Origin of the sequence: Actinoplanes sp. KI2 (genome assembly GCF_025630775.1) — a bacterium.
Lineage (GTDB): Bacteria > Actinomycetota > Actinomycetes > Mycobacteriales > Micromonosporaceae > Actinoplanes.
In genome coordinates this window covers 35350-57161 of sequence record NZ_JAOSZE010000001.1, presented here as the reverse complement: position 1 = coordinate 57161, position 21812 = coordinate 35350, and the positions used below count along the sequence as shown (strand labels likewise).

Genomic DNA, 21812 nt, shown 5'->3' with positions numbered 1-21812 from the left:
CCCCTCGGTTGCTCCGGGCTGTCATCTAGGCGCCCGGGCGGCTCCGGGTAGTGGCCGGACAGCGCTAGGTCGCCGCTCGGGCCGGCTTGCGTGCCTCGATGAGGAAGCGCTGCGAGTGGGTCACGAAAGCGCCGTCGCGCTCGACCTGGTCGTACAGGGCTCGGAGGCGGTCGCGGAAGGCGTCGACGGTGAATTTCGGCACCGTCCAGATGACCTTCCGCAGGAAGACGATGACGGCGGCGACGTCGAAGAACTCGATCCGGAGGGCTTCGCTGCGCAGGTCGACCACGTCGAGTCCGGCGGCGGTCGCCGATTCGCGGGCAAGCTCGGGATCGCGGGCTCGGCCCACCTCCTGCGGGCCCAGCATGAAGTCGATCAGCTCGCTCAGCGAGCCGGCGCCGACCTGCTGAGAGAAATAGGTGCCGCCCGGCTCGAGGATCCGAGCCACCTCCGCCCAGTTCACCGCGACCGGATGGCGGCTGACCACCAGGTCGAAGGCGCCGTCCGGGAACGGCAGGGGCTCGTCCTCGCCCACTTCGACGACCTTTCCGCCGAGCGGGGCAAGCCGTTCGCGGGCCAGCGCCGCGTTGGCCGGCCAACCCTCGGTGGCGACCAGTACCTCGGGCGCTGTCGGGATGGAGGCGAGCACCTCGCCACCGCCGGTCTGCAGGTCGAGCGCCCGCCGGGCCGCAGCCATCCGCTCGCCCATCAGTCGCGCGTAACCCCAGGACGGCCGCTCCTCGGTGGCCCGGCCGGCGAACCACGAGAAGTCCCACCCGTCGACCGGAACGGCCGACCCCTCGGCCACCAGCTCTTCGAACGTCGCCATGCCGCCACTTTCCCGGCCCCCAGAGCTCTGATCAACCTGTTTCGCCGCGCGGAAGGCGTCTCCGGGCGCGCTTGTCCACAGGTCGAAATCAGCGCGGGCGCGGGCAGGCGGGAGCGGCTATTTTTGGAGCGTGGATGACAGGACGAGATCAGGTACGGGCGTGGGGTGGCGCTCGTGACCGGGCTCGTGGATCGGTTCGGTCGGGTGGCTACCGACCTTCGGGTGTCGCTGACCGATCGATGCAACCTGCGCTGCACGTACTGCATGCCGGCCGAAGGACTGGCCTGGCTGCCTCGTGAGGAGCAGCTCACCGACGACGAGGTGGGGCGGCTCATCCGGATCGGGGTGGAGCTGCTGGGCATCGCCGAAGTGCGGCTCACCGGCGGCGAGCCGCTCCTGCGGCGTGGGCTGCTCGAGATCGTGGCGGCGGCCGCCCGGCTGGAGCCTCGACCTCGTCTGATGCTGACCACTAATGGCATCGGGCTGGAGCGGGTCGCGGCTGGGCTTCGGGAGGCAGGGCTCGACCGGATCAACGTGTCGCTCGACACGCTGGATCCGGAGCGGTTCAACAGGCTCACTCGGCGCGATCGGCTCGATGACGTGCTGCGGGGACTCGAGGCGGCGGCCTCGGCGGGGCTGACGCCGGTCAAAATCAACACCGTGCTGATGCGGGGGATCAACGAGGACGAGGCGCCGCAGCTGCTGAAGTTCGCATTGACGTACGGATATCAGCTGCGGTTCATCGAGCAGATGCCGCTCGACGCACAGCACCAGTGGGACCGGCACACAATGGTGACCGCCGACGAGATCCTGGCAGCGCTGGTGCCGTTCGATCTACAGCCCGATCCCGTTTCACGTGGAACCTCGCCGGCCGAGACGTGGCTCGTGCCGGGGCACGTGGATGCGGCGGGAGAGCCCGCCCGGGTGGGGGTCATCGCCAGCGTGACCCGGCCGTTCTGCGGCGACTGCGACCGCACCCGGCTGACGGCGGACGGGCAGATCCGCAATTGCCTGTTTGCCACCGACGAAAGCGACCTGCGGAAGCTGCTGCGCGCCGGGGCGTCCGACCCGGAGATCGCGGAGGCTTGGCGGACGGCGATGCGCGGCAAGCGGGCCGGGCACGGGATCGACGATCCAAGCTTCCTTCAGCCGGCTCGGCCGATGTCGGCGATCGGGGGCTGACGTGATCGCCGTGCGGTTCTTCGCGGGGGCGCGTGCCGCCGCGGGCGGGGTGTCGTCCGAGGGGGCGGAGGCCGGGTCGCTGCGGGAGTTGGTGCAGGTGTTGACCGATCGGCACGGGGAGCGGCTCGGGCTGGTGCTGAAGTCGGCCAGCTTCCTGGTGGACGGACTCGTCTGCCACGACCGCGAGGCGCCGCTGCCCGCCGGGGTCACGGTGGACGTGCTGCCGCCGTTCGCGGGCGGCTGAGCCCGGGCGCCGGCGGGCACGGCGGGGCGGGCTGGGCGCGGCCGGGCGGCGCGGCCGGGCGAGGGCTGGGGGCGGGCGGGCTCGGCGCGGGCCGGCGGGCTCGGCGCGGGCGGCCTCGGCACGAGCGGGCGCGGCGCGGGCGGGCTCGGCGCGGGCCGGCGGGCTCGGCGCGGGCGGCCTCGGCACGAGCGGGCGCGGCGCGGGCGGGCTCGGCGCGAGCGGGCGCGGCGCGAGCGGGCAGGCCGGGCGCGGCAGGCCGGGCGCGGGCGGACCCGGCGCGAGCGGGCGCGGCGCGAGCCGGCAGGCGCGGGCAGGCGCGGCGCGGGCGTGCTCGGCTCGGGCGGGTCGGCGCGGGCAGGCGCGGCGGGCTGGGTCCGCGGCGGGCTCGCGGGTGGGCGCGGCGCGCATCGGCTCGCGCGGCATCGGGTTGATCGTGAAACTCGGCGTCGGTGGTGGGTGCGATCGGCCGCGGCGGCAAACTTGACGCCTTAGGTGCTGAGGGAGCGGTGTTGGTCGCGTTCGTTGGGCTGATCTTTGGCGTCGTCGGGCTTGTTCACTTCTATCTGTGGAAGCGGCTTGTGCGGGATCCGCTGGGGTCCGGCCGGGATCGGCGGCTGGGTGGAATCGTGGCCGTCGGGTTGGCTGTCCTGCTGCCGGCGACGCTGATCGGCGCCCGGACCGGTTATGCCGAATGGCTGGCTTGGCCGGGCTATCTCTGGCTGGCCCTGATGTTCTATCTGCTGGTGACGCTGGTTCTGCTGGAGGTCCTGCGCGCGGCCGTGCTGCTCTTGTGGCGCTCGCGGAGGCGTACGGCGGAACCGGCAGTAAGCGTGAGCGCCCGCGCCCAGGGCGAGCGCGACGTGGTCGCGAGCGGCAACACCGAGCGCGACGTGGTCGCGAGCGGCAACACCGAGGGCGACGTGGGCACGAGCGGCAACGCCCAGAGCGAGGGCGAGGAGAGTCCCGGGGTCGATCGGCGGCTGGTGCTGGCCCGCGGGATGGCGATCTTCGCCGGACTGACCGCCGCCTGCATCACGGGGTACGGGATGAAGACCGCCCTCGGGCCACCGCAGGTCAATCGGTGGGCCATGCCGATGACGAAGCTCCCGTGGGGGATGGATGGGACGCGGCTGGTCGTCGTGTCCGACATTCACCTCGGGCCGCTGGCGGGGACGCATCACGTCGGGCGGATCGTTGAGCTGATCAATTCGGTCGGGGCGGACATCGTGTGCGTCGTCGGTGACCTGGTCGACGGGACGGTGGCCGAGCTCGGGCGGTTCGCGACACCGCTGGCCGACATCGAGTCGCGGTTCGGGGCGTACTTCGTGACCGGGAACCACGAGTACTACTCGGGCTATGCGCCCTGGGTGGAGGAGGTCGCGCAGCTGGGCGTGAAGCCGCTGCGCAACGAGCGGGTCGAGATCAACGGGCTGGATCTGGCCGGGGTCAACGACCTCGGCGGTACGCCGTACGGCGATGCGCCGGACTTCGCCAAGGCGCTCGGCGATCGGGACACCACCCGGCCCGTCGTGCTGATGGCCCATCAGCCGCTCGCGGCCCGCCAGGCCGCCCCGTTCGGGGTCGATCTCCAGGTCTCCGGGCACACCCACGGCGGTCAGATGGTGCCCTTCAATCTGGTGGTCAAGCTGCAACAACCTGTCGTCTCCGGCTACGGCGAGGTGGACGGCGTCCCGGTTTTCGTGACCAACGGCGCCGGCACCTGGGGCCCGCCGGTACGGGTCGGCGCACCTCCGCAGGTCACGGTCGTCGAGCTGCGGACCACGTGAGGGCATCAAGATCCGTAAGTTTGTCAGCGCGTGGCGATTGGTAGCGGAACCGGAGGGCATGACAGGATGCAGCGCGTGCCCTCGGAGAACGCAGGGTCCTCGGTTGCCGCGGACACATACGTCGCGGATCTGCACATCCACTCCCGGTTCTCCCGCGCCTGCAGCCGCGATCTGACGCTCCCCAATCTGGCCTGGTGGGCCCGCCGTAAGGGCATCGCCCTGCTGGGCACCGGCGACTTCACCCACCCCGCCTGGTTCGACCATCTCAAGGAGAGCCTGGTCGAGGACGCCGCCGGCCTGTTCCGCTACCGGGACGAGGACGAGGTCACCCACCGTCTGCCGGGATCGCTGCAGGCGGCGGAAAAAGCGAAGTTCATGCTGAGCGTCGAGATCTCGACGATCTACAAGCGGGATGACCGCACCCGCAAGGTGCACCACCTCATCTACATGCCGGACTTCGCGGCGGCCGGAAAATTCAACACCGCGCTGGGCCGGATCGGCAATCTCACCGCCGACGGCCGGCCGATCCTCGGGCTCGACTCCCGCGACCTGCTGGAGATCACCCTGGAGGCGGGCGGCTATCTGGTCCCGGCGCACATCTGGACGCCTTGGTTCTCGGCGCTCGGCTCGAAGTCCGGCTTCGACGCGATCGCCGACTGCTACGCCGATCTCGCCGAGCACATCACCGCCGTGGAGACCGGCCTCTCCTCGGACCCGGAGATGAACTGGCGGGTGTCCAGTCTGGACCGATACCGGCTGGTCTCGAACTCCGACGCGCACTCCCCGGCCGCGCTGGCCCGGGAGGCGACGCTGTTCGCCGGCGTCCCCGACTACGAGGCCGTCAAGAACGGAAACACCCTCGCGGGTACGCTCGAGTTCTTCCCCGAGGAGGGCAAGTACCACGCCGACGGGCACCGGGTCTGCGGGGTCAACTGGGAGCCGGAGCGCACCCGGGAGGCCGGCGGCCGCTGTCCGGAATGCGGCAAGCCGCTGACCGTGGGCGTGCTGAGCCGCGTCGAGGATCTCGCCGACCGTCCGGCCGGCTACCGGAAGAACGGTCACGTCGAGCACCTGATCCAGCTCCATGAGGTGCTCGGCGAGATCAACGGCGTCGGGCCGAAGTCGAAGACGGTCGAGGCGCAGCTCAACCACCTGGTCGCCACGCTCGGCTCGGAGCTGGACATCCTGCGCCGCACGCCGCTCGACGAGATCGGCCAGGCCGGCGGGGACGATCTTCAGGAGGCGATCACCCGGCTGCGCCGCGGCGACGTCCGCCGCGTTCCGGGCTATGACGGCGAATATGGCGTTATTTCCCTGTTCGACCCCGGCGAACTGAAGCACAAGTCCGCCCCGGCGCAGACCGAGACGCTGTTCGACGTCGCGATGTTCGAGGTCCCGCAGCAGCGCCAGCCTGAAAAGCCAGCAAATATCGCGAAAAAGGCGACAAAATCGGTCAAGGCTAAGCCGCAACCGCCCATCGCCACGCCCCCGAGCCCGCACGAACCCTTCGAGCCGATGCTCGCCGGCATGGAAGAGGTAGGAACGGGTCTGCTCGACCGCCTCGACGCCATGCAACGAGTCGCCGCGAGCGCCCCCGGCGGCCCCCTCCTGATCGTCGCCGGCCCCGGCACCGGCAAGACCCGCACCCTGACCCACCGCATCGCGTACCTCTGCGCCGAACTCGGTGTCTTCCCGCACCGCTGCCTGGCCATCACCTTCACCCGCCGGGCCGCCGCCGAGCTACGGGAGCGCCTCGACGCCCTGCTCGGCGACGTGGCCGAGGACATCACGGTCGGCACCTTCCACTCGGTCGGGCTGACCATCCTCAAGGAGAACGCCAAGGCGGCCGGGCTCGGGCCGCATTGGCGCATAGCCGAGGAGCACGAGCAGAAGGAGGCTCGCGAGCAGGCCGGCGACGACGATCTCGCGTACCGGAAGCTGCTCCGCCAGCAGGATCTCGTGGACCTCGACGATTTGATCAGGCTGCCGGTCGAGCTGCTGCGGGACGAGCCCGCCCTGACCGAGAAGTACCGCAAGCAGTGGCAGTGGATCTTCGTGGACGAGTACCAGGACGTCGACGAGGTCCAGTACGAACTGCTGCGCCTGCTCAGCCCGGCCGACGGCAACCTGTGCGCGATCGGCGACCCCGATCAGGCGATCTACTCGTTCCGCGGCGCCGACGTGAAGTACTTCCTGCGCTTCAACGAGGACTTCGTCGACGCCCGCCTGGTCCGTCTGACCCGCAACTACCGGTCGAGCGCCCCGATCCTGGCCGCCGCCGTGCAGGCGATCGCGCCGTCCTCGCTGGTCAGCGGCCGTCGGCTGGACCCGGCCCGGCTGGACCCCGAGGCCGCGCTGGTCGGCCGCTATCCGGCGGCGAGCGTCGCCGACGAGGCCGACTTCGTGGTTCGCACGATCGACGAGCTGGTCGGCGGCCTTTCGCACCGGTCGCTGGACTCGGGCCGGATCGACTCCCGCGCAGCCGCCGCCGGCAACCTGTCCTTCTCCGACATCGCCGTGCTCTATCGCACCGACGCCCAGTCCGGCCCGATCGTCGAGGCGCTGTCGCGGGCCGGCGTGCCGGTGCAGAAGCGCTCGCACAACCGGCTGCGCGACCGCGCCGGTGTCCAGGCCATCGCCCGCGAGCTGCGGCACGCCGGCGGTTCAGTCGGTCCCGGCGGTTCAGTCGGTCCCGGCGGTCCCGGCGGTCCCGGCGGCTCGCTCGCGGCCCGGGTGAAGCTGGCCGCGCAGGTGCTGGCCCAACGCTTCGCCGCGCCGACGCTGGACGCCGAGCAGCTCGCCCCGGAGGACATCTGGACCGCCGCCGACCTGCTCACGCCGCTGGCCCAGCGCGTCGGGAACAACCTCCCGCGCTTGCTGCAGGAGATCGAGACAGGTGCCGAGGTGGACGCGCTGGACCCGCGCGCCGAGGCGGTCAACCTGCTCACCCTGCACGCCGCCAAGGGCCTCGAGTTCCCGGTGGTCTTCCTGGTCGGCTGCGAGGACGGCCTGTTGCCGCTGCGCTGGCCGGGCTCGGCGCCGGCGGACGACGAGATCGCCGAGGAGCGCCGGCTGTTCTTCGTGGGCCTGACCCGCGCCCAGGACCGCCTCTACGTCACCCACGCGGCGCGGCGGTTCCGGCACGGCAGCGAACGCGAGCAGAGCCCGACCCCGTTCCTCGACGCGATCGACTCGGGGCTGTTCGAGCGCCTCGGCGACATCGTCCCGGCCCGTCCGAGGGACCGGCAGCTCAGGCTGTTGTGAGCGCCAGCAGCGCTCCGACCAACAGCGCCGGCCCGAACGGCAGCGCTCGGCGCCGCCCCCTGACCAGCAGGAACAGCGCGATCGGCCCGTTGATCAGGTGCGCCGCGAGCACCCCCGTGAGCACCGCCGGCCAACCGGCGAAACCCAGGATCAACGCGAGCACGGCGGCCAGCTTGGCGTCGCCGAGTCCAAGACCTCCGAGCAAAACCAGGATTGCGTACGCGAGGAGCACCGTCCCCGCAGCCAGGACCGCCGGCCCGATCCGCTCCGGCCGCAGCACCGCCAACGGCGCGCCGGCCAGCACCGCCACGGCGCCGACCAGTCGATCGGGCAGTCGCCGGCAGCGCAGGTCGATCACCGCGAGCAGCACTGCTGGGACGGCCGCCAGCAGGTAGGGCGGCAGCATCGGGGAGGGCCCGATCGCGATCGCTAGCACCGCCGCCACCGTCCCGCCGGCGAGGACCGTGCAGCCACCACTCCCGGAGCAGGGGCACGCGGCTCCCGCCCGTACCCACCCTGGGAGCCCCGGGGGAAACGGCCGCAAGCAATCCGCGCAGTGCCGACGAGGCTCGTCGGCGTAGCCGACGGCGAGGCGGTGAGCGACCCGGGGCAGGAACGCGCCCGACGACGCGCCGAACCCGGCTGCGAAGATCACGAGGAGGGGCGACACGACCGTGGACCGTAGCCGCCGGAGCCACCCGGCGGGCGTCGTGTTGCCGACACCTGCGGCGATTCCGTACCGGTTTGTATCACCCCCGCACGCTACGGTGGCAGGCAGCGTTTGACCGCACCCGGAGGAACCCCCCATGTCGCAGAACGGCCCGCACTCCGGCCCGCCATGGTCGCACGGGGGCTCCGACGAGCCGTATGGCGAGCCCGCCGACCCCTGGAGCGACCAGGGCGCGGCCGTGCCGCCGGATCCGTCGTGGGGTGGCCAGACGTCCGTTCCCCAGCAATCGATCTCGTACCCCTCCGAGTCGATGTGGGGCCAGCAGCAGCCGCCCTCGCCGCCGCCGAGCCGGAACACGCCGATCATCGCGCTGGTGGTCACCCTCGGCGTGCTGATCGTCATCGGCCTCGGCACCACCGGCTGGCTGCTCAAGGAGCGTGCCGACAAGCCGGCCGCCGCGCCGAGCCCGTCGGATGCCGCCACCAACCCCGGCCCGGCGCCGCTGGGCAGCGAGGACGCCCGCTTCAACGTGAAACAGGGCGACTGCGTGGTGAACGAGGGCACCGACGATCGGCCGGAGATGCGCGCGACCGCCTGCACCACGGGGACGTACGAGGTGCTCAAGCGGGTCGACGGCAAGACCACGGGGGAGAAGGACGCCGAGTCCAAGTGCTCGAAGGTGCCGGGCTACACGAAGTGGTACTTCTACGACAGCCCGCTCGACGACCTGGACTTCGTGCTCTGCCTCAAAGAGCATAAGACGCTCTAGCTCGTTCTAGCTCAAACGCTAGATTCCGGTAGATGACGCTCGCGAGGTTTTACTAGCGGACTCTAGCTATTTCGCTAGATGACCCGATACGGTGCAATGCGTGGATCCGGTGCGGAATCCCTACGCTCCCGGCGCCGGGCAGCGCCCGCCCGAGCTCGCCGGGCGAGGCCGTGAGCTCGACGCCTTCGACGTGGTGCTCGAGCGGGTCGCGCGCGGCCGGCCCGAGCGCAGCCTGGTCCTGACCGGCCTGCGCGGCGTCGGCAAGACGGTGCTGCTCAACACGCTGCGCTCGGCGGCGATCGGCCGGCTCTGGGGCACCGGCAAGATCGAGGCCCGTCCCGACCAGTCGCTGCGCCGCCCGGTCTCGGCCGCCCTGCACATGGCCATCCGCGAGCTGGCACCGCACCACCGCGACCCCGACCGGGTCGACGAGGTGCTGAGCGTGCTCAAGGCGTTCGCGCTGCGGGTCAACGACCCGAACGGCAAGATCCGCGATCGCTGGTCCCCCGGCATCGACGTGCCGCCCGCCCGCGGCCGCGCCGACTCCGGCGACATCGAGATCGACCTGGTCGAGCTGTTCACCGACGCGGCCTCGGTGGCCACCGACGTCGGCACCGGCATCGCCCTGTTCATCGACGAGATGCAGGATCTCGGGCCGGCCGACGTCTCCGCGCTCTGCGCCGCCTGCCATGAGCTCTCCCAGCTCGGCGCCCCGCTGATCGTGGTGGGCGCCGGGCTGCCACACCTGCCGGCCGTGCTGTCGGCGGCGAAGTCGTACTCCGAGCGACTCTTCCGCTACCAGCGCATCGACCGCCTCGACCGGGTGTCCGCCGATCTTGCGCTCAGCGCGCCGGCCGCCCGCGAGGACGTGGAGTACGAGGCGAAGGCGCTCGACCTGCTCTACGAGAAGTCCGGCGGATATCCGTACTTCGTCCAGGCGTACGGGAAGGCGACCTGGGACCACGCCCCGCAGTCCCCGGTCACCGATGCCGACGTGCGGGTCGCCGCCCCCGAGGCCGAGGCCGAGCTCGCGGTCGGCTTCTTCGGCTCGCGCTTCGAGCGGGCCACCCCGGCCGAGCGCGAGTACATGCGGGCGATGGCCACGCTCTCCGGCGATCCCGACAACGACATGGACGCCGCGGTGCCCACCGCGGAAATCGCGACGGCGCTCGGGCGCAAGCCCGCCAGCCTCTCCCCGGCCCGGGATGCCCTGATCAAGAAGGGTTTGATCTACTCGGGCGAGCGCGGCACGGTCGCGTTCACGGTGCCGCACTTCGGCCGATACCTGCGTACCCAGCCGGTATGAGGGCCGCCCGCCGGGTATAACCATTTTCATGAGACCCGTACGCACCGCGGCCCGTGCCATGCTCGCCTCGATCTTCGTGGTCGACGGCGTCCGTCATCTCATCAACCCCGAGGCCAAGGTCGAGACGGCGCGCCGGGTGCTCGACAAGGTGGGCCCGATGCTGGAGAAGGCGGACCCCCGCATCCCGACCGATCCGCGGACGATCGTGCGGGCCAAGGCGGCGACCGACGTGGTGGCCGGTCTCGCGCTCGCCACCGGGCATCTCACCCGGCCGGCCGCCGCGGTGCTCGCCGTCGGCCTGCTGCCGGTCGCGGCCACCGACCGGGGCGACATGCCGACCTCGCTGCTCAAGAACCTCGGCCTGCTCGGCGGCCTGCTGCTCGCCGCGGCCGACACCGAGGGCCGGCCCAGCCTGCACTACCGCACGACGCACGCGGTCGACCGCTCGCAGCGAGCCGTGAAGCGCGCCGCGAAGGCCGCCAAGCGGGATGCCAAGATCGCCGCGATGTCGGCCACGATGGCCCGCAAGCTCCCCGGGTGATCTGCCAACAGAACGGCACGGTCATCTCGGCTTCGCCGGTGACCTTGTAGCGATCCCAGCGTTAAAGCGATCGAGGGCCGCGCGGGCTGGTCTGCGTCTTCGAGAGCGACGGGGGTCGCGCCATGCCGGCGAAGCACACAAGGTCCGTCGTGGTCATTCTGGGCGGCATCGCCGCCGGCTTGGCCATCATCGACTTGCAGCAGGCGTACGGGATGAAGTCGGTCGCCGCCAACCGGCATGCCTCCGGCCTCGCCGCGCTGCTGCTGTCTCCCCTGTCCGCGCTCCCGGTCCCGTTCGCCGGTCTGCTACTCGCGCTGGTCGGCGTGGTCGCACTGGGCCTCGCCATGATCGTCCTGGCCGGCCCGGTCGCCCGTCGTTACGGCAAGTCCCGCTTCTGGGCCGTGCTCGCCGCGATCGGCCTGGCCCTGCCGGTCGCGCCGGTGCGCGCAACGCTCGGCCTCGGCTGCCTGGATCTGCTGCTGTTCGGCCTGGTGATCGCCGACGTGGTGGCGCTGCGGCGATCGGCCTGGGCGCGCAGCCGGGCCGTGTGGTGGCCCGGCCCACGCGCCTCCCGCGCGCCCGGCGGCCGGCTGCCGGCCCTGCTGCGCCGCGGTTGGCACACCGGAGCCTGGGCCGGCCTGGGCACCGGGATCGCCACCGCACTGACCCTCGGCCCCGGCCTGTTCGTCGCCTACTTCGCGGTGACCCGGCAGTGGCGGGCGGCGCTGACCGCCCTCGGCACGGCGGTCGCGCTGCTCGGCGGGGCGGCGCTGATCGCGCCGGGCCCGTTCCTGCGGCGGTCGGCGCCGTTGGCCGACCCGCTCAACCAGTCGCTGGCCGGGGTGCTGGCCCGGCTCTACCACTCGGCGAGCACGCCGGTGCTGATCTGGCTCTCGTTCGCGGGGCTGCTGGCGGCGGTCGGGCTGATCCGGGCGCGGTCGGCTCATGCCGATGGCGACGAGGTAACGGCGTTCACCCTGGTGGGGCTCTCCGCGGCGGTGGTGGGGCCGGTGACCCGGATCCACGAGATGATCTGGCTCCTGCCGGCGGTGCTGGTCCTGGTGGACGCCGCGGCCCGGCGGAGGGTCATCGCCACGACCCGGCGCGCGCGCCGGTTCCCGGGCATCGGGTTCGCCGTCTGGGCGGGATCGGTCTACCTGCTGCTGGTCGTCGATCCACGGTGGACGAGCGGGTGGAACGGCTATGCGTTCGCCGTGATTCTGCTGCTCAACGCTCTGCCGTGGCGGCCGGGAGCGGCGTCGGCGGTGCCGGCTCGTCGGGTGCCACAGGAGGTGCGCCGGGTGCCGGCCATCCCGGGCCCGCGAGGCCGCTGACCCGGGCTAGGAACCGCTCATCGGTGCCGTCGGACCGCGCGGCCGCGGACCCGGGCTAGGGGCAGTTGACCCACTCGTCGGTGCCGTCGGTGAAGACCTGCCGCTTCCAGATGGGCAGGCGAGCCTTCACCTCGTCGACCAACCGGGCGCAGGCCGCGAAGGCCGCCGCCCGATGCGCCGTGCTCACCGACGCGATCAGCGCCACGTCGCCGATCGCGAGCCGGCCGATCCGGTGCGACACGGCCACCGCGTACACCTCCGGGTCGGCGGCGATCTCGGCGGCGACCTCCCGCAGGATCGCCTCGGCGGTCGGGTGCCCCTCGTACTCGAGCAGCGTCACGCCCCGACCCGCGTCGTGATCGCGCACGACGCCCTGGAAGGAGACGACCGCTCCGGCGCGGGCCTCGGTGACCGCCTTCTCGTGCGCCGCCAGTTCGAGCGGCACGTCCAGCACCTGGGCGATGGCAACGATTGCGCCGGTCATGGCGTCTCCCCGGCTAGCAGCGGCAGAAACGGCGCGAGGTCACCGGTCATGGCCTCTTCCCCGCTGGCAGTGGCGGGCCCGTGCGTCATGGCCTCTCCCCGGCCGACAGTGGCGGGCCCGTGCGTCATGGTCTCTCCCCGGCCGACAGTGGCGGGATCGCGCGTCATGGCCTCTCCCCGGCCAGCAGCGGCAGCGGCAGGAACGGAACGAGGTCACCGGCCGCGGCCTCGGTGCCCGGACGAACCACTACGAAGCCGTGCGCGTTGGACAAACCGCGCAGCATCGCCGAGCCGACGTGGCCGACCGGCGTGGCGGTTCGTCCGTCGCGGTCGAGGCGGGCCAGGGCCAGATGCGTGAACCCGCCGCGACCCGGCACGGCGGCGGACGCCTCGACCCGGGTCAGGGCCGGCGCCGGGCGGCCCTGGAGGCCGGCGAGCAGCGGAGCGACCAGGGTGATCAGGGCGATCACGGCGGACTGCGGGTTACCGGGCAGGCCGGCCAGGAAGCGTGGGCGGCCGTCCGGGCCCGGGATGCGGGCGAGCAGCATCGGGAAGCCGGGGCGGACGGCGACGGTGTTCACCACGTACTCGGCGCCGAGCTCGGCCAGCGTCGGATGCAGGTGGTCGACCGGGCCGTGCATGGTGCCGCCGGTGGTGCAGACCAGGTCGGCGGTGGCCAGGGCGCCGCGTACCGCGTCGAGATGGGCCGCCAGGGTGTCGCGCACCGGCCCGGCCACCGCGTGCGGCTCGACGGTGGCGCCGCAGCGGCGCAGCCAGCCCGGCACCTGCGGGCCGAGCGAGTCGCGCACCCGGCCGGCGCCCGGCGTGCCCGCGGTGAGCAGCTCGTCGCCGAAGACCAGCACCCCGGCGCGCGGCCGGGGCAGGACACTCAGCGCTTCGTACCCGCAGGTGGCGGCGACGCCGATCACCGCCGGGTCGACGGCCGTGCCGGCCGGCAGCAGCTCCTCGTCCTTGTGCGCCTCCTCGCCGGGCAGCCGCCAGTCGGGCAGCGCCCGCGGCTCGCCGGTGACCGGGCCGGAGCCGTCCCGGGCGGAGTCTTCCACCCGGACCAGAGCGGTCGCGCCGGCCGGCACCATCGCGCCGGTCGCGATCTCGACGCAGTCGCCGTCCGCGTCGAGTGCGGGGGCGATGCCGCCGGCCAGCACCCGGCCGACGACGCGCCAGGGCTGCGGGCCGCGCACCGCCCAGCCGTCGATGCTCGACGTGGCGAACGCGGGGAGGTCGGTGAGCGCGCGCAACGGCTCGGCGAGGGTGCGGCCGTCCGCCTCGGGCAGCGAGATCAGCTCGGCCGGCCCGGAAGCCTGCCGACCCGCCTCGTACGCGAGGGCGCGGGCGTGCTCCCAGTCGACCGGAGTCGCGTCAACACTCACCGTGCGAGCCTATCCGGGATCACCCCGGGTGGTCGCCGGTAGGTGCCCGGCTAGGCAGCGTCCCATTATATGGAAGATCGCCGTTGTCGAGTTTTGCACTATCCGTCTAGGACTTGAGGTTTAATCCTCCGAGTACAGTCCTCGCCGCTGGTCGCCTCGCGGGTGGTCCCCGCCGTTGATCTGGTCGACCGTGTGCCTGAGCAGGGGCTTCAGCACCGCCAGGCCGTCCTTGGCCCCACCGGACGAACCCGGCAAATTCACAATTAACGTACGCCCGGCGACTCCCGCGAGCCCCCGGGAGAGGGCGGCCGCGGGCACCCTGTCCCGACTGTAGGCACGGATCGCCTCGGCGATGCCCGGAACCTCGAAGTCGAGCACCCCACGGGTCGCCTCCGGGGTCCGGTCGGTCGGGGTCACCCCCGTTCCGCCGCTGGTCAGGACGACATCGATTCCGTCGGCGACGGCCGCGCGGAGCGCCTCGGCGACCGGCTCGCCGTCCGGCACCACGATCGGGTCGCCGACCTCGCAGCCGAGCTCGCGCAGGCCCGCGACCAGGCGCGGACCGCTCGTGTCGGAGTAGACGCCGCTCGCCGCCCGGTTACTGGCGACGATCACTCGGGCCCTCATGGACGGTCCTCCGGGCGTACCCAATCGCCGGTCTTTCCACCTTCTTTGCGCAGGACCCGCACGTTTTCGATGCTCGCCGCCGGATCCACCGCCTTGATCATGTCGACCATGGCGAGGCCGGCGGTCGCGACGGCAGTGAGCGCCTCCATCTCTACACCGGTACGGTCGGCGGTCTTGGTGGTCGCAGTGATCTCAACCGCACTGTCGGTGAGGTCGAGGTCGAGCGTGACGCCATGCAGGCCGATCGGGTGGCAGAGAGGAATCAATTCGGGAGTTCGCTTCGCACCCATGATCCCGGCGAGCCGGGCGACGGCGAGCGCATCCCCCTTGGGCAGGCCATCTCCGCGTAGCAGAGCGATGACCTCCGGGGTGGTGACGACGCGGCCGGCGGCCGTCGCTCGCCGGGCGGAGATGTCTTTTGCCGAAACGTCGACCATGCGCGCTGCGCCGGCCTCGTCAACGTGAGTAAGCGGGGATCGGTCGGGCATACCGGGAGTTTATAGAACGTTCGGTGGATCACTGCGTTAGCTCTATCGCAGCGCAAGATACACAATTTCCTGTAGGCAAATATTCATGATCTATGCGCAGGTCAGGAGCTTGCAGAGATTGCGGATAACGGGCAGATCCGTCATTCCAGAGCGTTAGTCGAACTGCACTCTCAGCTATTCGGACACTGCGACCAAAACGTCAATTCAAGTAGCGGAGAGTTTTGCATTCGGAACAGGCAGTAACGGCCCGTTCCCCGATTATCGCTTTCTGCGCATACCGACACAAATCGGTTCCCATCATGACGCATCGCTCTTAACGTCTCACTCGTCGCGACGTACCGAAGATCCAATCTGGGGGCCCGCTTGGGGGGCTCTTCACCGCGAGGAGACAAGAGCAATGCGCACAATCGACTGGTCCTGAGACGGGTGGTGCGCTCCTAGCGCACACGAATACGCTTGAGCCCGGATAGCACCGTTGCGCTCGGCGACAGGATGACTACGTTGCGACACCAACGCTCTAACGACGACGTGACCGATCGGCAGCTCAAGCTGCTCATCGGTCTCGTCGTCGTTTTGGCGCTCGGTGCGCTCAGCCTCAGCATCTGGCACACGGTGGTCACGCACGCCAGCCTTCCCAATCCGCTGCTGCTGCTCGCGATATACGTACTCGCGGTGGTTGCCTACCGGGTGCTGGTCGGTGTTCGGATCTATTCGAACCTCAAGAGTTCGACATGGACCGAAGTGCCGACCATGATCGGCTTAGTCTTAATGCCGACCCCATGGGTCGTGTTGTGCCTGGTCGCCGGCCAGCTGTCGATTCGCCTGTTCAACAGCAAGCCGTTCCTCCGAGGCGTCTTCTCGATCGCCAAAGAGATTCTCGTCGTCACCGCGGCCGGAACCACGCTCACGCTCCTCGGCTACACGCCCAGCGCGACCCATCCACAGGTGGCGGTCGGCGCGATCGTCCTGGCCTACCTGGTCAGTTGGATCGTTGATGAGCTCGTGTTCCATCCGGTCTTCGCGGTCGCCCTGCAGACGAAGATTCTCGCGTCCTTCCGGCACGGACTGGCCGAACGCGCGTCCACCCACCTGCCCAGGCTCGTGACCGCCGTCTACGTCATCGAGGTGCTGGTTCACGGTGGCAGCCTTCTGCTGCTCGCCTTCGTGCCCATGGTGGTGGCCTGCCTGCACCTGTGGGATTCGCGTCGGCAGCGCACCAAGCAGGAGCGCGATGCCTGGCGGCAACTCGCTGACACCACCGACGAGCTCAGCTCCGTAGACCTCAATCAGGTGCTCCATGTCGCCGCGGCGCAAGGCAAGCGGCTCTTCTCGGCCGACGTGGTCGAGATCGACCTAACCGCGAGCGGCGTCGACCGAGTGGTCCGCGCCGACGCCGACGGCGTGAACTACGACGGCCCCGGGCCGCGGAAGTTCGGCGGCGACTCGTCGATCACCACCGACCTCGAGACGCGCGACCGCAGCTATCAGGCCGGCGCGCTGATCCTCGACTTCCACGGCAAGATCAAGCTGACCGAGTTCGAGCGGTACAAGCTCAAGACGTTCGCGTCCGCGCTGTGCACCGCGATCCGCAACGCCGCCGCGTACGCCGAGCTGCAGCGCCTCAACGAGCAGAACGCGTTCGACGCGGCGCACGACCCGCTGACCGGCCTGGCCAACCGCCGCGAGCTGTACGAGCGGGCCGAGGAATACTTCGCGGGCCGCACCGACGACGGCGTGGTCGCCCTGCTGCTGATCGACCTCAACCACTTCAAAGAGGTCAACGACACCCTCGGCCACGGCGCCGGCGACGCGGTGCTGCGCGAGGTGGCCCGCCGGCTCGACGACGCGGCGGCCCCCGGCGACCTGGTCGCCCGGCTCGGCGGCGACGAGTTCGCGGTGCTGCTGCTCAACCTGGTCACCCCGGCCCTGGCCACGCACCGGGCCGAGCAGATGCTCAGCGCGCTCGAGGCGACCCTCGAGGTCGAGGGCATGCAGATCACCGTCGAGGCGGCCGGCGGCATCGCCCTGGCCCTCGGCAGCGGCGGCATCAACGAGCTGATGCGGCGCGCCGACGTGGCGATGTACCAGGCGAAGCGCGCCGGCCAGCGCACCGCGACGTACGCGCACTCGCAGGACACCGCCGACGTCAGCCGCCTGATGCTCGGTGGCGAGCTGCAGCGCGCGATCGCCGAGCAGGAGTTCGTGGTCGACTTCCAGCCGATCGTCGACCTGGGCAGCGGCGAGATCATCTCGACCGAGGCCCTGGCCCGCTGGCAGCACCCCGAGCACGGCTACCTCACTCCTATGCAGTTCCTCGAGACCGTGGAGCGCTCCGGTCAGCTGCCCGCCTTCGCCGAGGCGGTGCTCGACCAGGCGCTGGCCGCCTCGGTGGCGTGGCGCGAGGCCGGCTTCGACCTGCCGGTCGCGGTGAATGTGTCGCCGCGCAGCCTGCTCGACCCGCGCTTCCCGGCCACCGTGCTGGCCCAGTTGTCCCGGCACGGCGTGCCGTCCGACCGGCTCGTCCTGGAGCTCGCCGAGACGCTCACGATCAGCCAGCTCGACACCGTCGGCCGGGCGCTCGCCGAACTGCGCGAGGCCGGGGTCGGCCTGGCGCTCGACGACTTCGGCACCGGCGTCTCGCCGCTCTCGGTGCTGTCGCACCTCCCGGTCAACCAGCTGAAGATCGACCGCGAGTTCGTCACCGCAGTGGAGACCTCCTCGGAGGCCGCCGCGGTGATCCGCTCGACCGTCGACCTGGCCCGCAGCCTGCACCTCACGGTGGTGGCCGAGGGCGTGGAGAGCGAGCCGCAGCGGCATGCCCTGTGGGAGCTGGGCTGTGTCGCCGGTCAGGGCCACCTGTTCGCCCGGCCGATGCCGGCGGCCCGGCTGATGGGCACGCTGCAGCGGGGTTCGGGCGGTCGCCCGGGCACGCTGGCCACCCCGCTGCACGACGGCGGCGCCGTGGTCCGGCTGCCGCGCCGACGCCCGCCGGGCTCGGGCCGCGCCGCGTCGCCGCACCAGCCGGCCTGAGCGATCCTGACGCGCAGCTGCACGACGGTGGCGCCCTGGTCCGGCTGCCGCGCCGGGTCGCCGCACCAGCCGGCCTGAGCGATCCTGACGCGCACCGCGGCCGATCTGCTCTGACACACTGGCCCGCGTGAATAGACGCGCCGTCCACCTGCTCCAGCGCATCGATCGGGCGGGCGACGGACTGACCACCGACCTTTTCCTGTACGCGTTGTCCGCCGCCTTCGCGCTGCTCACGGCGCTCACCTCGACGCTGTTGCCGCACCGGGCGTGGGGCGCGGTCGCGGTCTGGGCCTACGCCGCGGCGGCGGTGGTCGTCGTCGTCCAGTTGGCGACCCGCTCGACCGCCGGGCGCGCCGCGCTCGCCTGGGCCACCGGGGCGTTCGCGGCGTTGCTGCCGCTGCTGATCGAGGCGGTGCAGCGGGCCGGTGGGCGCATCGACCGGGCACAGGAGGAGGTGCTGGTCGTCGAGCAGATGGGCGCGCGGCTGCTGCACCACGGCACGCCCTACCTGTCCCGGGAGGCAATCGCGGCGCTGCCCGCGGACGAGCGGCTGATGGGCTACAGCCCGTACCAACCCGGGATGGCGGTCTTCGGCCTGCCCCGAGCGATCTTCGGCGACCACTGGTGGACGGACGCGCGGGTGTGGTTCGCCGTGGTGTCGGTGGCCGCCCTCGTCATCGCCGTCCGGCTGCTGCCGGCCGGCCCGCTTCGGGTACGGGCGATCCAATCCGTCGCGGTGCTGCCGATCTGCGCACTCACGCTGGCCACCGGCGGCGACGACCTGCCGGTGCTCACGCTCTGCCTGCTCGCCCTGGCGCTCGCGGCGACCGGCCGGTGGGGCTGGGCGGGCGTCGCGGTCGGCGCGGCCGCCGCCTGCAAGCTGTTCGCCTTCCCGGTCGTCGTGGTGCTCGCCGCGTACGCGGTGGCGTCCCGCCGCGGGCGGTCGTTCCTGCCCGGTGCCGTCGGACTACCGATCCTGGTGTTGATTCCGCCGCTGCTGATCGACGCCGCGGCGGTCGTCGAGAACGTGCTCCGCTTCCCGCTCGGTCACGGGGTGGTCACCAGCCCGGCACAGTCGCCGTTTCCCGGCTACCTGATCGCGCGGCACCTGCCGGGCGGCCGATTCATCACCATCGCCCTGCTGGCCACGGTCGCCGTGGTGATCGGCATACGGCTGCTGCGCCGCCCACCGCGAACGGCGACGACCGCCGCCCTGATCATCGGCTGGGGCATGCTCGCGGCGATCCTGCTGCTCCCCACGACCCGCTTCGGTTACCTGCTCTATCCGATCGCCTTTCTGGTCTGGGCGCCCGCCCTCACGTCCGATGTTTCTCATCGAGCACTCAGCAAGCACACAGCCTGACCAGCCCCGAATGCGTGCCGTCGGCTTGTACCGTCAGTGAGATGCAGATGACCTGTCCGAAGTGTCACGGCGAGATGAGGGTCTACGAGCGCAGCGGCGTCACGGTGGATCAGTGCACCGAGTGCCGCGGCATCTTCCTCGATCGCGGCGAACTGGAGAAACTTTTCGAGGCCGAGTCGACCTGGAACAGTCGGCAGGCCACGCCCCCTTCCGGGGCTCCGACGCCGCCCCCGGGCGCCTACGCCCCGCCGCCCCCGCCCCCGCCGGCCCACGGCGGCGGTTATGCGGCCTCACCGACCCACGGCGGCGGCTATGCGGCCCCGCCGCCGGCTTATGGCGCGCCGGCCGCCCACGGCTATCCGGCGCCCGGTTACGGTCACCACGGCCACTACCGGCACCACGGCCACTACCGCCAGCAGGGTGGCTACCACGGCCACTACCGACGGCGTAAGAGCTTCCTGCACGACCTCTTCGACTGACCGACGAGCGACCCGCCCGCCAACCGACATGCGGCGCCCCACCGGAACCGTCGTCGGTGGCGGGCGGCCGCCGCGCAGCCAGACAGCCGTGCACAGCCGCGCAAGCCGTCGCACAACCGCACAACCCGCCGCGCAGCAGCGCGCGCAGCGCGCGCAGCCAGCACGCCGTCGCGCAGCCAGGCAGCCGCGCAAGCCGCCGCGCAGACGAACGATCACAGCGCAGCCGCGCAGCCGCCGCACAGCAGTCGCGCAGCCAAGCAACCACAGCGCAGCCGCGCACCCGCCGCGCAGCCGCGCACCCGCCGCGCAGCCGAGCAACCACAGCGCAGCCGCGCACCCGCCGCGCAGCAGTCGCGCAGCCGAGCGACCACAGCGTTCGCAGGCGGCCGATCCACCCCCGACGAGCGGCCCGCCGATCACGACCAGTCGACGGTCGGTCCTGGTTAGACGATCGCCATGTCGACGAAGCGGGACAAATGCAGCTGCGCCGCCACGGTCACCGTGTCGGTGGGCCCGTTTCGGTGCTTGGCGACGATGAAGTCCGCCTCGCCCGCCCGCGGCGACTCCTTGTCGTAGTAGTCGTCACGATGCAGCAGGATCACCACGTCCGCATCCTGCTCAATGGAGCCTGACTCCCGCAGATCGGACAATTGCGGCCGCTTATCCGTACGCTGCTCGGGACCACGGTTCAGCTGCGACACCGCGATCACGGGACACTCGATCTCCTTGGCCAGCAGCTTCAGGCCACGAGACAGGTCGGCGACCTCCTGCTGCCGGCTCTCGGTGCGCTTCGGCGAGGTCATCAGCTGGAGGTAGTCGACCACCAGCAGCTTGAGGTCGTGCCGTTGTTTGAGGCGCCGCGCCTTTGCCCGGATCTCCATCAGGTTCATGCTCGGCGTGTCGTCGACGAAGATCGGTGCTTCGCTGATCTCGCCCATCCGGCGGGCCAGCTTGCTCCAGTCGTCGTCGGTGAGCTGGCCGGAGCGCAGCACGTGCAACGGCACCCGGGCCTCGGCGGACAGAAGCCGCATCACCATCTCGATCTTGCTCATTTCGAGCGAGAAGATAGCGCTGGCGCAATTGCTCCGAATCGCGGCGTTACGGGCAAAGTCCATGCTCACGGTCGACTTACCGAGACCGGGCCGACCGGCCACGATGATGAGCTGACCGGGGTGCAGGCCGTTGAGCAGGCGGTCCAGATCGGAGAACCCGGTCGGCACGCCGGTCATCACGCCGCCCTGCGCGCCGACCGCCTCGATCTCGTCGAGGGTGGGCTGCAGCATGTCGCCGAGGGCCGCGAAATCCTCGCTGACCCGCTTCTCGGTGACGTCGTAGATGGCCTGCTGGGCGAGGTCGACGATGTCGTCGACGTCCCGCCCGCCGTTGCCGCCGGTGCCGTAGCCCAGCTGCACGATCTTCGTACCGGCCTCGACGAGGCGGCGCAGGATCGCGCGCTCGGACACAATGCGCGCGTAATAGGAGGCGTTGGCCGCGGTGGGCACGCTCTCGATCAGCGTGTGTAGATAAGGCACTCCACCGATCCGCTGCAGGTCACCGGCGTCGGAAAGGGCCGCGGCCACGGTCAGCGCATCGGCGGGCTCGCCCCGCCCGTACAGGTCGAGCACGACGTCGAAGATCGTGGCGTGCACCGGACGGTAGAAGTCCTGCACCTTGAGGATCTCGACCACGTCGGCGATCGCGTCCTTGGAGAGCAGCATGCCGCCGAGCACGCCCTGCTCGGCCGCCACGTCCTGCGGCGGGGACCGGTCAAAGCCGCCGGCCGCCGGCCCGTCGCCGCCCCCGCGCGGCGGCCCACCGGCGGATGACTGGGCTGGTGGCCGCGACTCCGGCCGCGCGTCGTCGGTGATCGACACCCGGACCTCCCTCGTTCGCTGTGCCGTTCTCCCGTGATCCAACAGCCCGGGTATGACACTTTCGGCTGAACCCCACCGGCGATCAACAAAGAATGACGCAGCGCGGCTGCATCACTCTACGAAGACGCCGTCACCTGCCCAAGCGCGCCGG

Annotated in this window: 18 protein-coding genes; 11 read left to right on the top strand and 7 right to left on the bottom strand. The window is 71.3% G+C overall.

The features are described from left to right. Positions 1-64 precede the first annotated feature (64 nt). Entirely contained in the window at positions 65-829 is a 765-nt protein-coding gene (locus ODJ79_RS00225; protein WP_263021199.1) for a class I SAM-dependent methyltransferase, read from the bottom strand. A 165-nt stretch (positions 830-994) separates the two neighbouring features. Here ODJ79_RS00225 and moaA point away from each other — a divergent pair, with 165 nt between their 5' ends. The 4 genes from moaA (at position 995) to ODJ79_RS00205 (ending at position 7306) form a co-directional block, all read left to right on the top strand. Beyond that, a complete protein-coding gene (moaA, locus tag ODJ79_RS00220) occupies positions 995-2011 on the top strand; it encodes a GTP 3',8-cyclase MoaA (RefSeq protein WP_263021198.1) in 1017 nt (338 codons plus the stop codon). Position 2012: 1 nt separating this feature from the next. Next, positions 2013-2255 (top strand): MoaD/ThiS family protein, encoded by a 243-nt coding sequence (locus tag ODJ79_RS00215; RefSeq protein WP_263021197.1) that lies wholly within the window; start codon positions 2013-2015, stop codon positions 2253-2255. A 506-nt stretch (positions 2256-2761) separates the two neighbouring features. After that, positions 2762-4042 carry a metallophosphoesterase gene (locus tag ODJ79_RS00210; RefSeq protein WP_263021455.1) on the top strand — a complete coding sequence of 427 codons (1281 nt, stop codon included), beginning with the start codon at positions 2762-2764 and terminating at the stop codon, positions 4040-4042. A gap of 66 nt (positions 4043-4108) precedes the next feature. Next, entirely contained in the window at positions 4109-7306 is a 3198-nt protein-coding gene (locus ODJ79_RS00205; protein ID WP_263021196.1) for a UvrD-helicase domain-containing protein, read from the top strand. Here ODJ79_RS00205 and ODJ79_RS00200 read toward each other — a convergent pair. After that, entirely contained in the window at positions 7293-7742 is a 450-nt protein-coding gene (locus tag ODJ79_RS00200; RefSeq protein WP_263021195.1) for a prepilin peptidase, read from the bottom strand. The genes ODJ79_RS00205 and ODJ79_RS00200 overlap by 14 nt on opposite strands. Before the next feature lie 370 nt (positions 7743-8112). Here ODJ79_RS00200 and ODJ79_RS00195 point away from each other — a divergent pair, with 370 nt between their 5' ends. The 4 genes from ODJ79_RS00195 (at position 8113) to ODJ79_RS00180 (ending at position 11926) form a co-directional block, all read left to right on the top strand. Further along, the gene (locus ODJ79_RS00195) at positions 8113-8745 is read left to right on the top strand and encodes a hypothetical protein (RefSeq protein ID WP_263021194.1); all 633 of its coding nucleotides are present in this window, start codon (positions 8113-8115) and stop codon (positions 8743-8745) included. 100 nt (positions 8746-8845) lie between these two features. Further along, positions 8846-10051: an ATP-binding protein gene (locus ODJ79_RS00190; protein WP_263021193.1), complete on the top strand. Its 1206-nt coding sequence runs from the start codon at positions 8846-8848 to the stop codon at positions 10049-10051. A 28-nt stretch (positions 10052-10079) separates the two neighbouring features. Then, the gene (locus ODJ79_RS00185) at positions 10080-10592 is read left to right on the top strand and encodes a DoxX family protein (RefSeq protein WP_263021192.1); all 513 of its coding nucleotides are present in this window, start codon (positions 10080-10082) and stop codon (positions 10590-10592) included. 149 nt (positions 10593-10741) lie between these two features. Next, positions 10742-11926 (top strand): glycosyltransferase 87 family protein, encoded by a 1185-nt coding sequence (locus ODJ79_RS00180; protein ID WP_263021191.1) that lies wholly within the window; start codon positions 10742-10744, stop codon positions 11924-11926. Positions 11927-11981: 55 nt separating this feature from the next. Here ODJ79_RS00180 and ODJ79_RS00175 read toward each other — a convergent pair whose 3' ends face one another. From ODJ79_RS00175 to moaC, 4 genes are all read right to left on the bottom strand, one after another. Beyond that, positions 11982-12410 carry a molybdenum cofactor biosynthesis protein MoaE gene (locus tag ODJ79_RS00175; RefSeq protein WP_263021190.1) on the bottom strand — a complete coding sequence of 143 codons (429 nt, stop codon included), beginning with the start codon at positions 12408-12410 and terminating at the stop codon, positions 11982-11984. 163 nt (positions 12411-12573) lie between these two features. Next, complete coding sequence (locus tag ODJ79_RS00170; RefSeq protein WP_263021189.1) at positions 12574-13800, bottom strand: molybdopterin molybdotransferase MoeA; 1227 nt, start codon at positions 13798-13800, stop codon at positions 12574-12576. Positions 13801-13920: 120 nt separating this feature from the next. Next, positions 13921-14427 (bottom strand): molybdenum cofactor biosynthesis protein B, encoded by a 507-nt coding sequence (locus tag ODJ79_RS00165; RefSeq protein ID WP_263021188.1) that lies wholly within the window; start codon positions 14425-14427, stop codon positions 13921-13923. Then, on the bottom strand, positions 14424-14915 hold the full coding sequence (moaC, locus tag ODJ79_RS00160) for a cyclic pyranopterin monophosphate synthase MoaC (protein WP_263021187.1): 492 nt from the start codon (positions 14913-14915) through the stop codon (positions 14424-14426). The genes ODJ79_RS00165 and moaC overlap by 4 nt, the downstream gene beginning before the upstream one ends. 492 nt (positions 14916-15407) lie before the next feature. Here moaC and ODJ79_RS00155 point away from each other — a divergent pair, with 492 nt between their 5' ends. From ODJ79_RS00155 to ODJ79_RS00145, 3 genes are all read left to right on the top strand, one after another. Next, positions 15408-17945: a bifunctional diguanylate cyclase/phosphodiesterase gene (locus tag ODJ79_RS00155; RefSeq protein ID WP_263021186.1), complete on the top strand. Its 2538-nt coding sequence runs from the start codon at positions 15408-15410 to the stop codon at positions 17943-17945. A gap of 127 nt (positions 17946-18072) precedes the next feature. Beyond that, the gene (locus ODJ79_RS00150; protein WP_263021185.1) at positions 18073-19308 is read left to right on the top strand and encodes a glycosyltransferase 87 family protein; all 1236 of its coding nucleotides are present in this window, start codon (positions 18073-18075) and stop codon (positions 19306-19308) included. Positions 19309-19349: 41 nt separating this feature from the next. Continuing rightward, positions 19350-19787: a zf-TFIIB domain-containing protein gene (locus ODJ79_RS00145; protein ID WP_263021184.1), complete on the top strand. Its 438-nt coding sequence runs from the start codon at positions 19350-19352 to the stop codon at positions 19785-19787. 443 nt (positions 19788-20230) lie between these two features. Here the strand turns inward: ODJ79_RS00145 and dnaB are convergent, their stop codons facing one another. Continuing rightward, positions 20231-21661, bottom strand: a complete 1431-nt coding sequence (dnaB, locus tag ODJ79_RS00140; RefSeq protein WP_263021183.1) for a replicative DNA helicase — start codon at positions 21659-21661, stop codon at positions 20231-20233. Positions 21662-21812 lie beyond the last annotated feature (151 nt).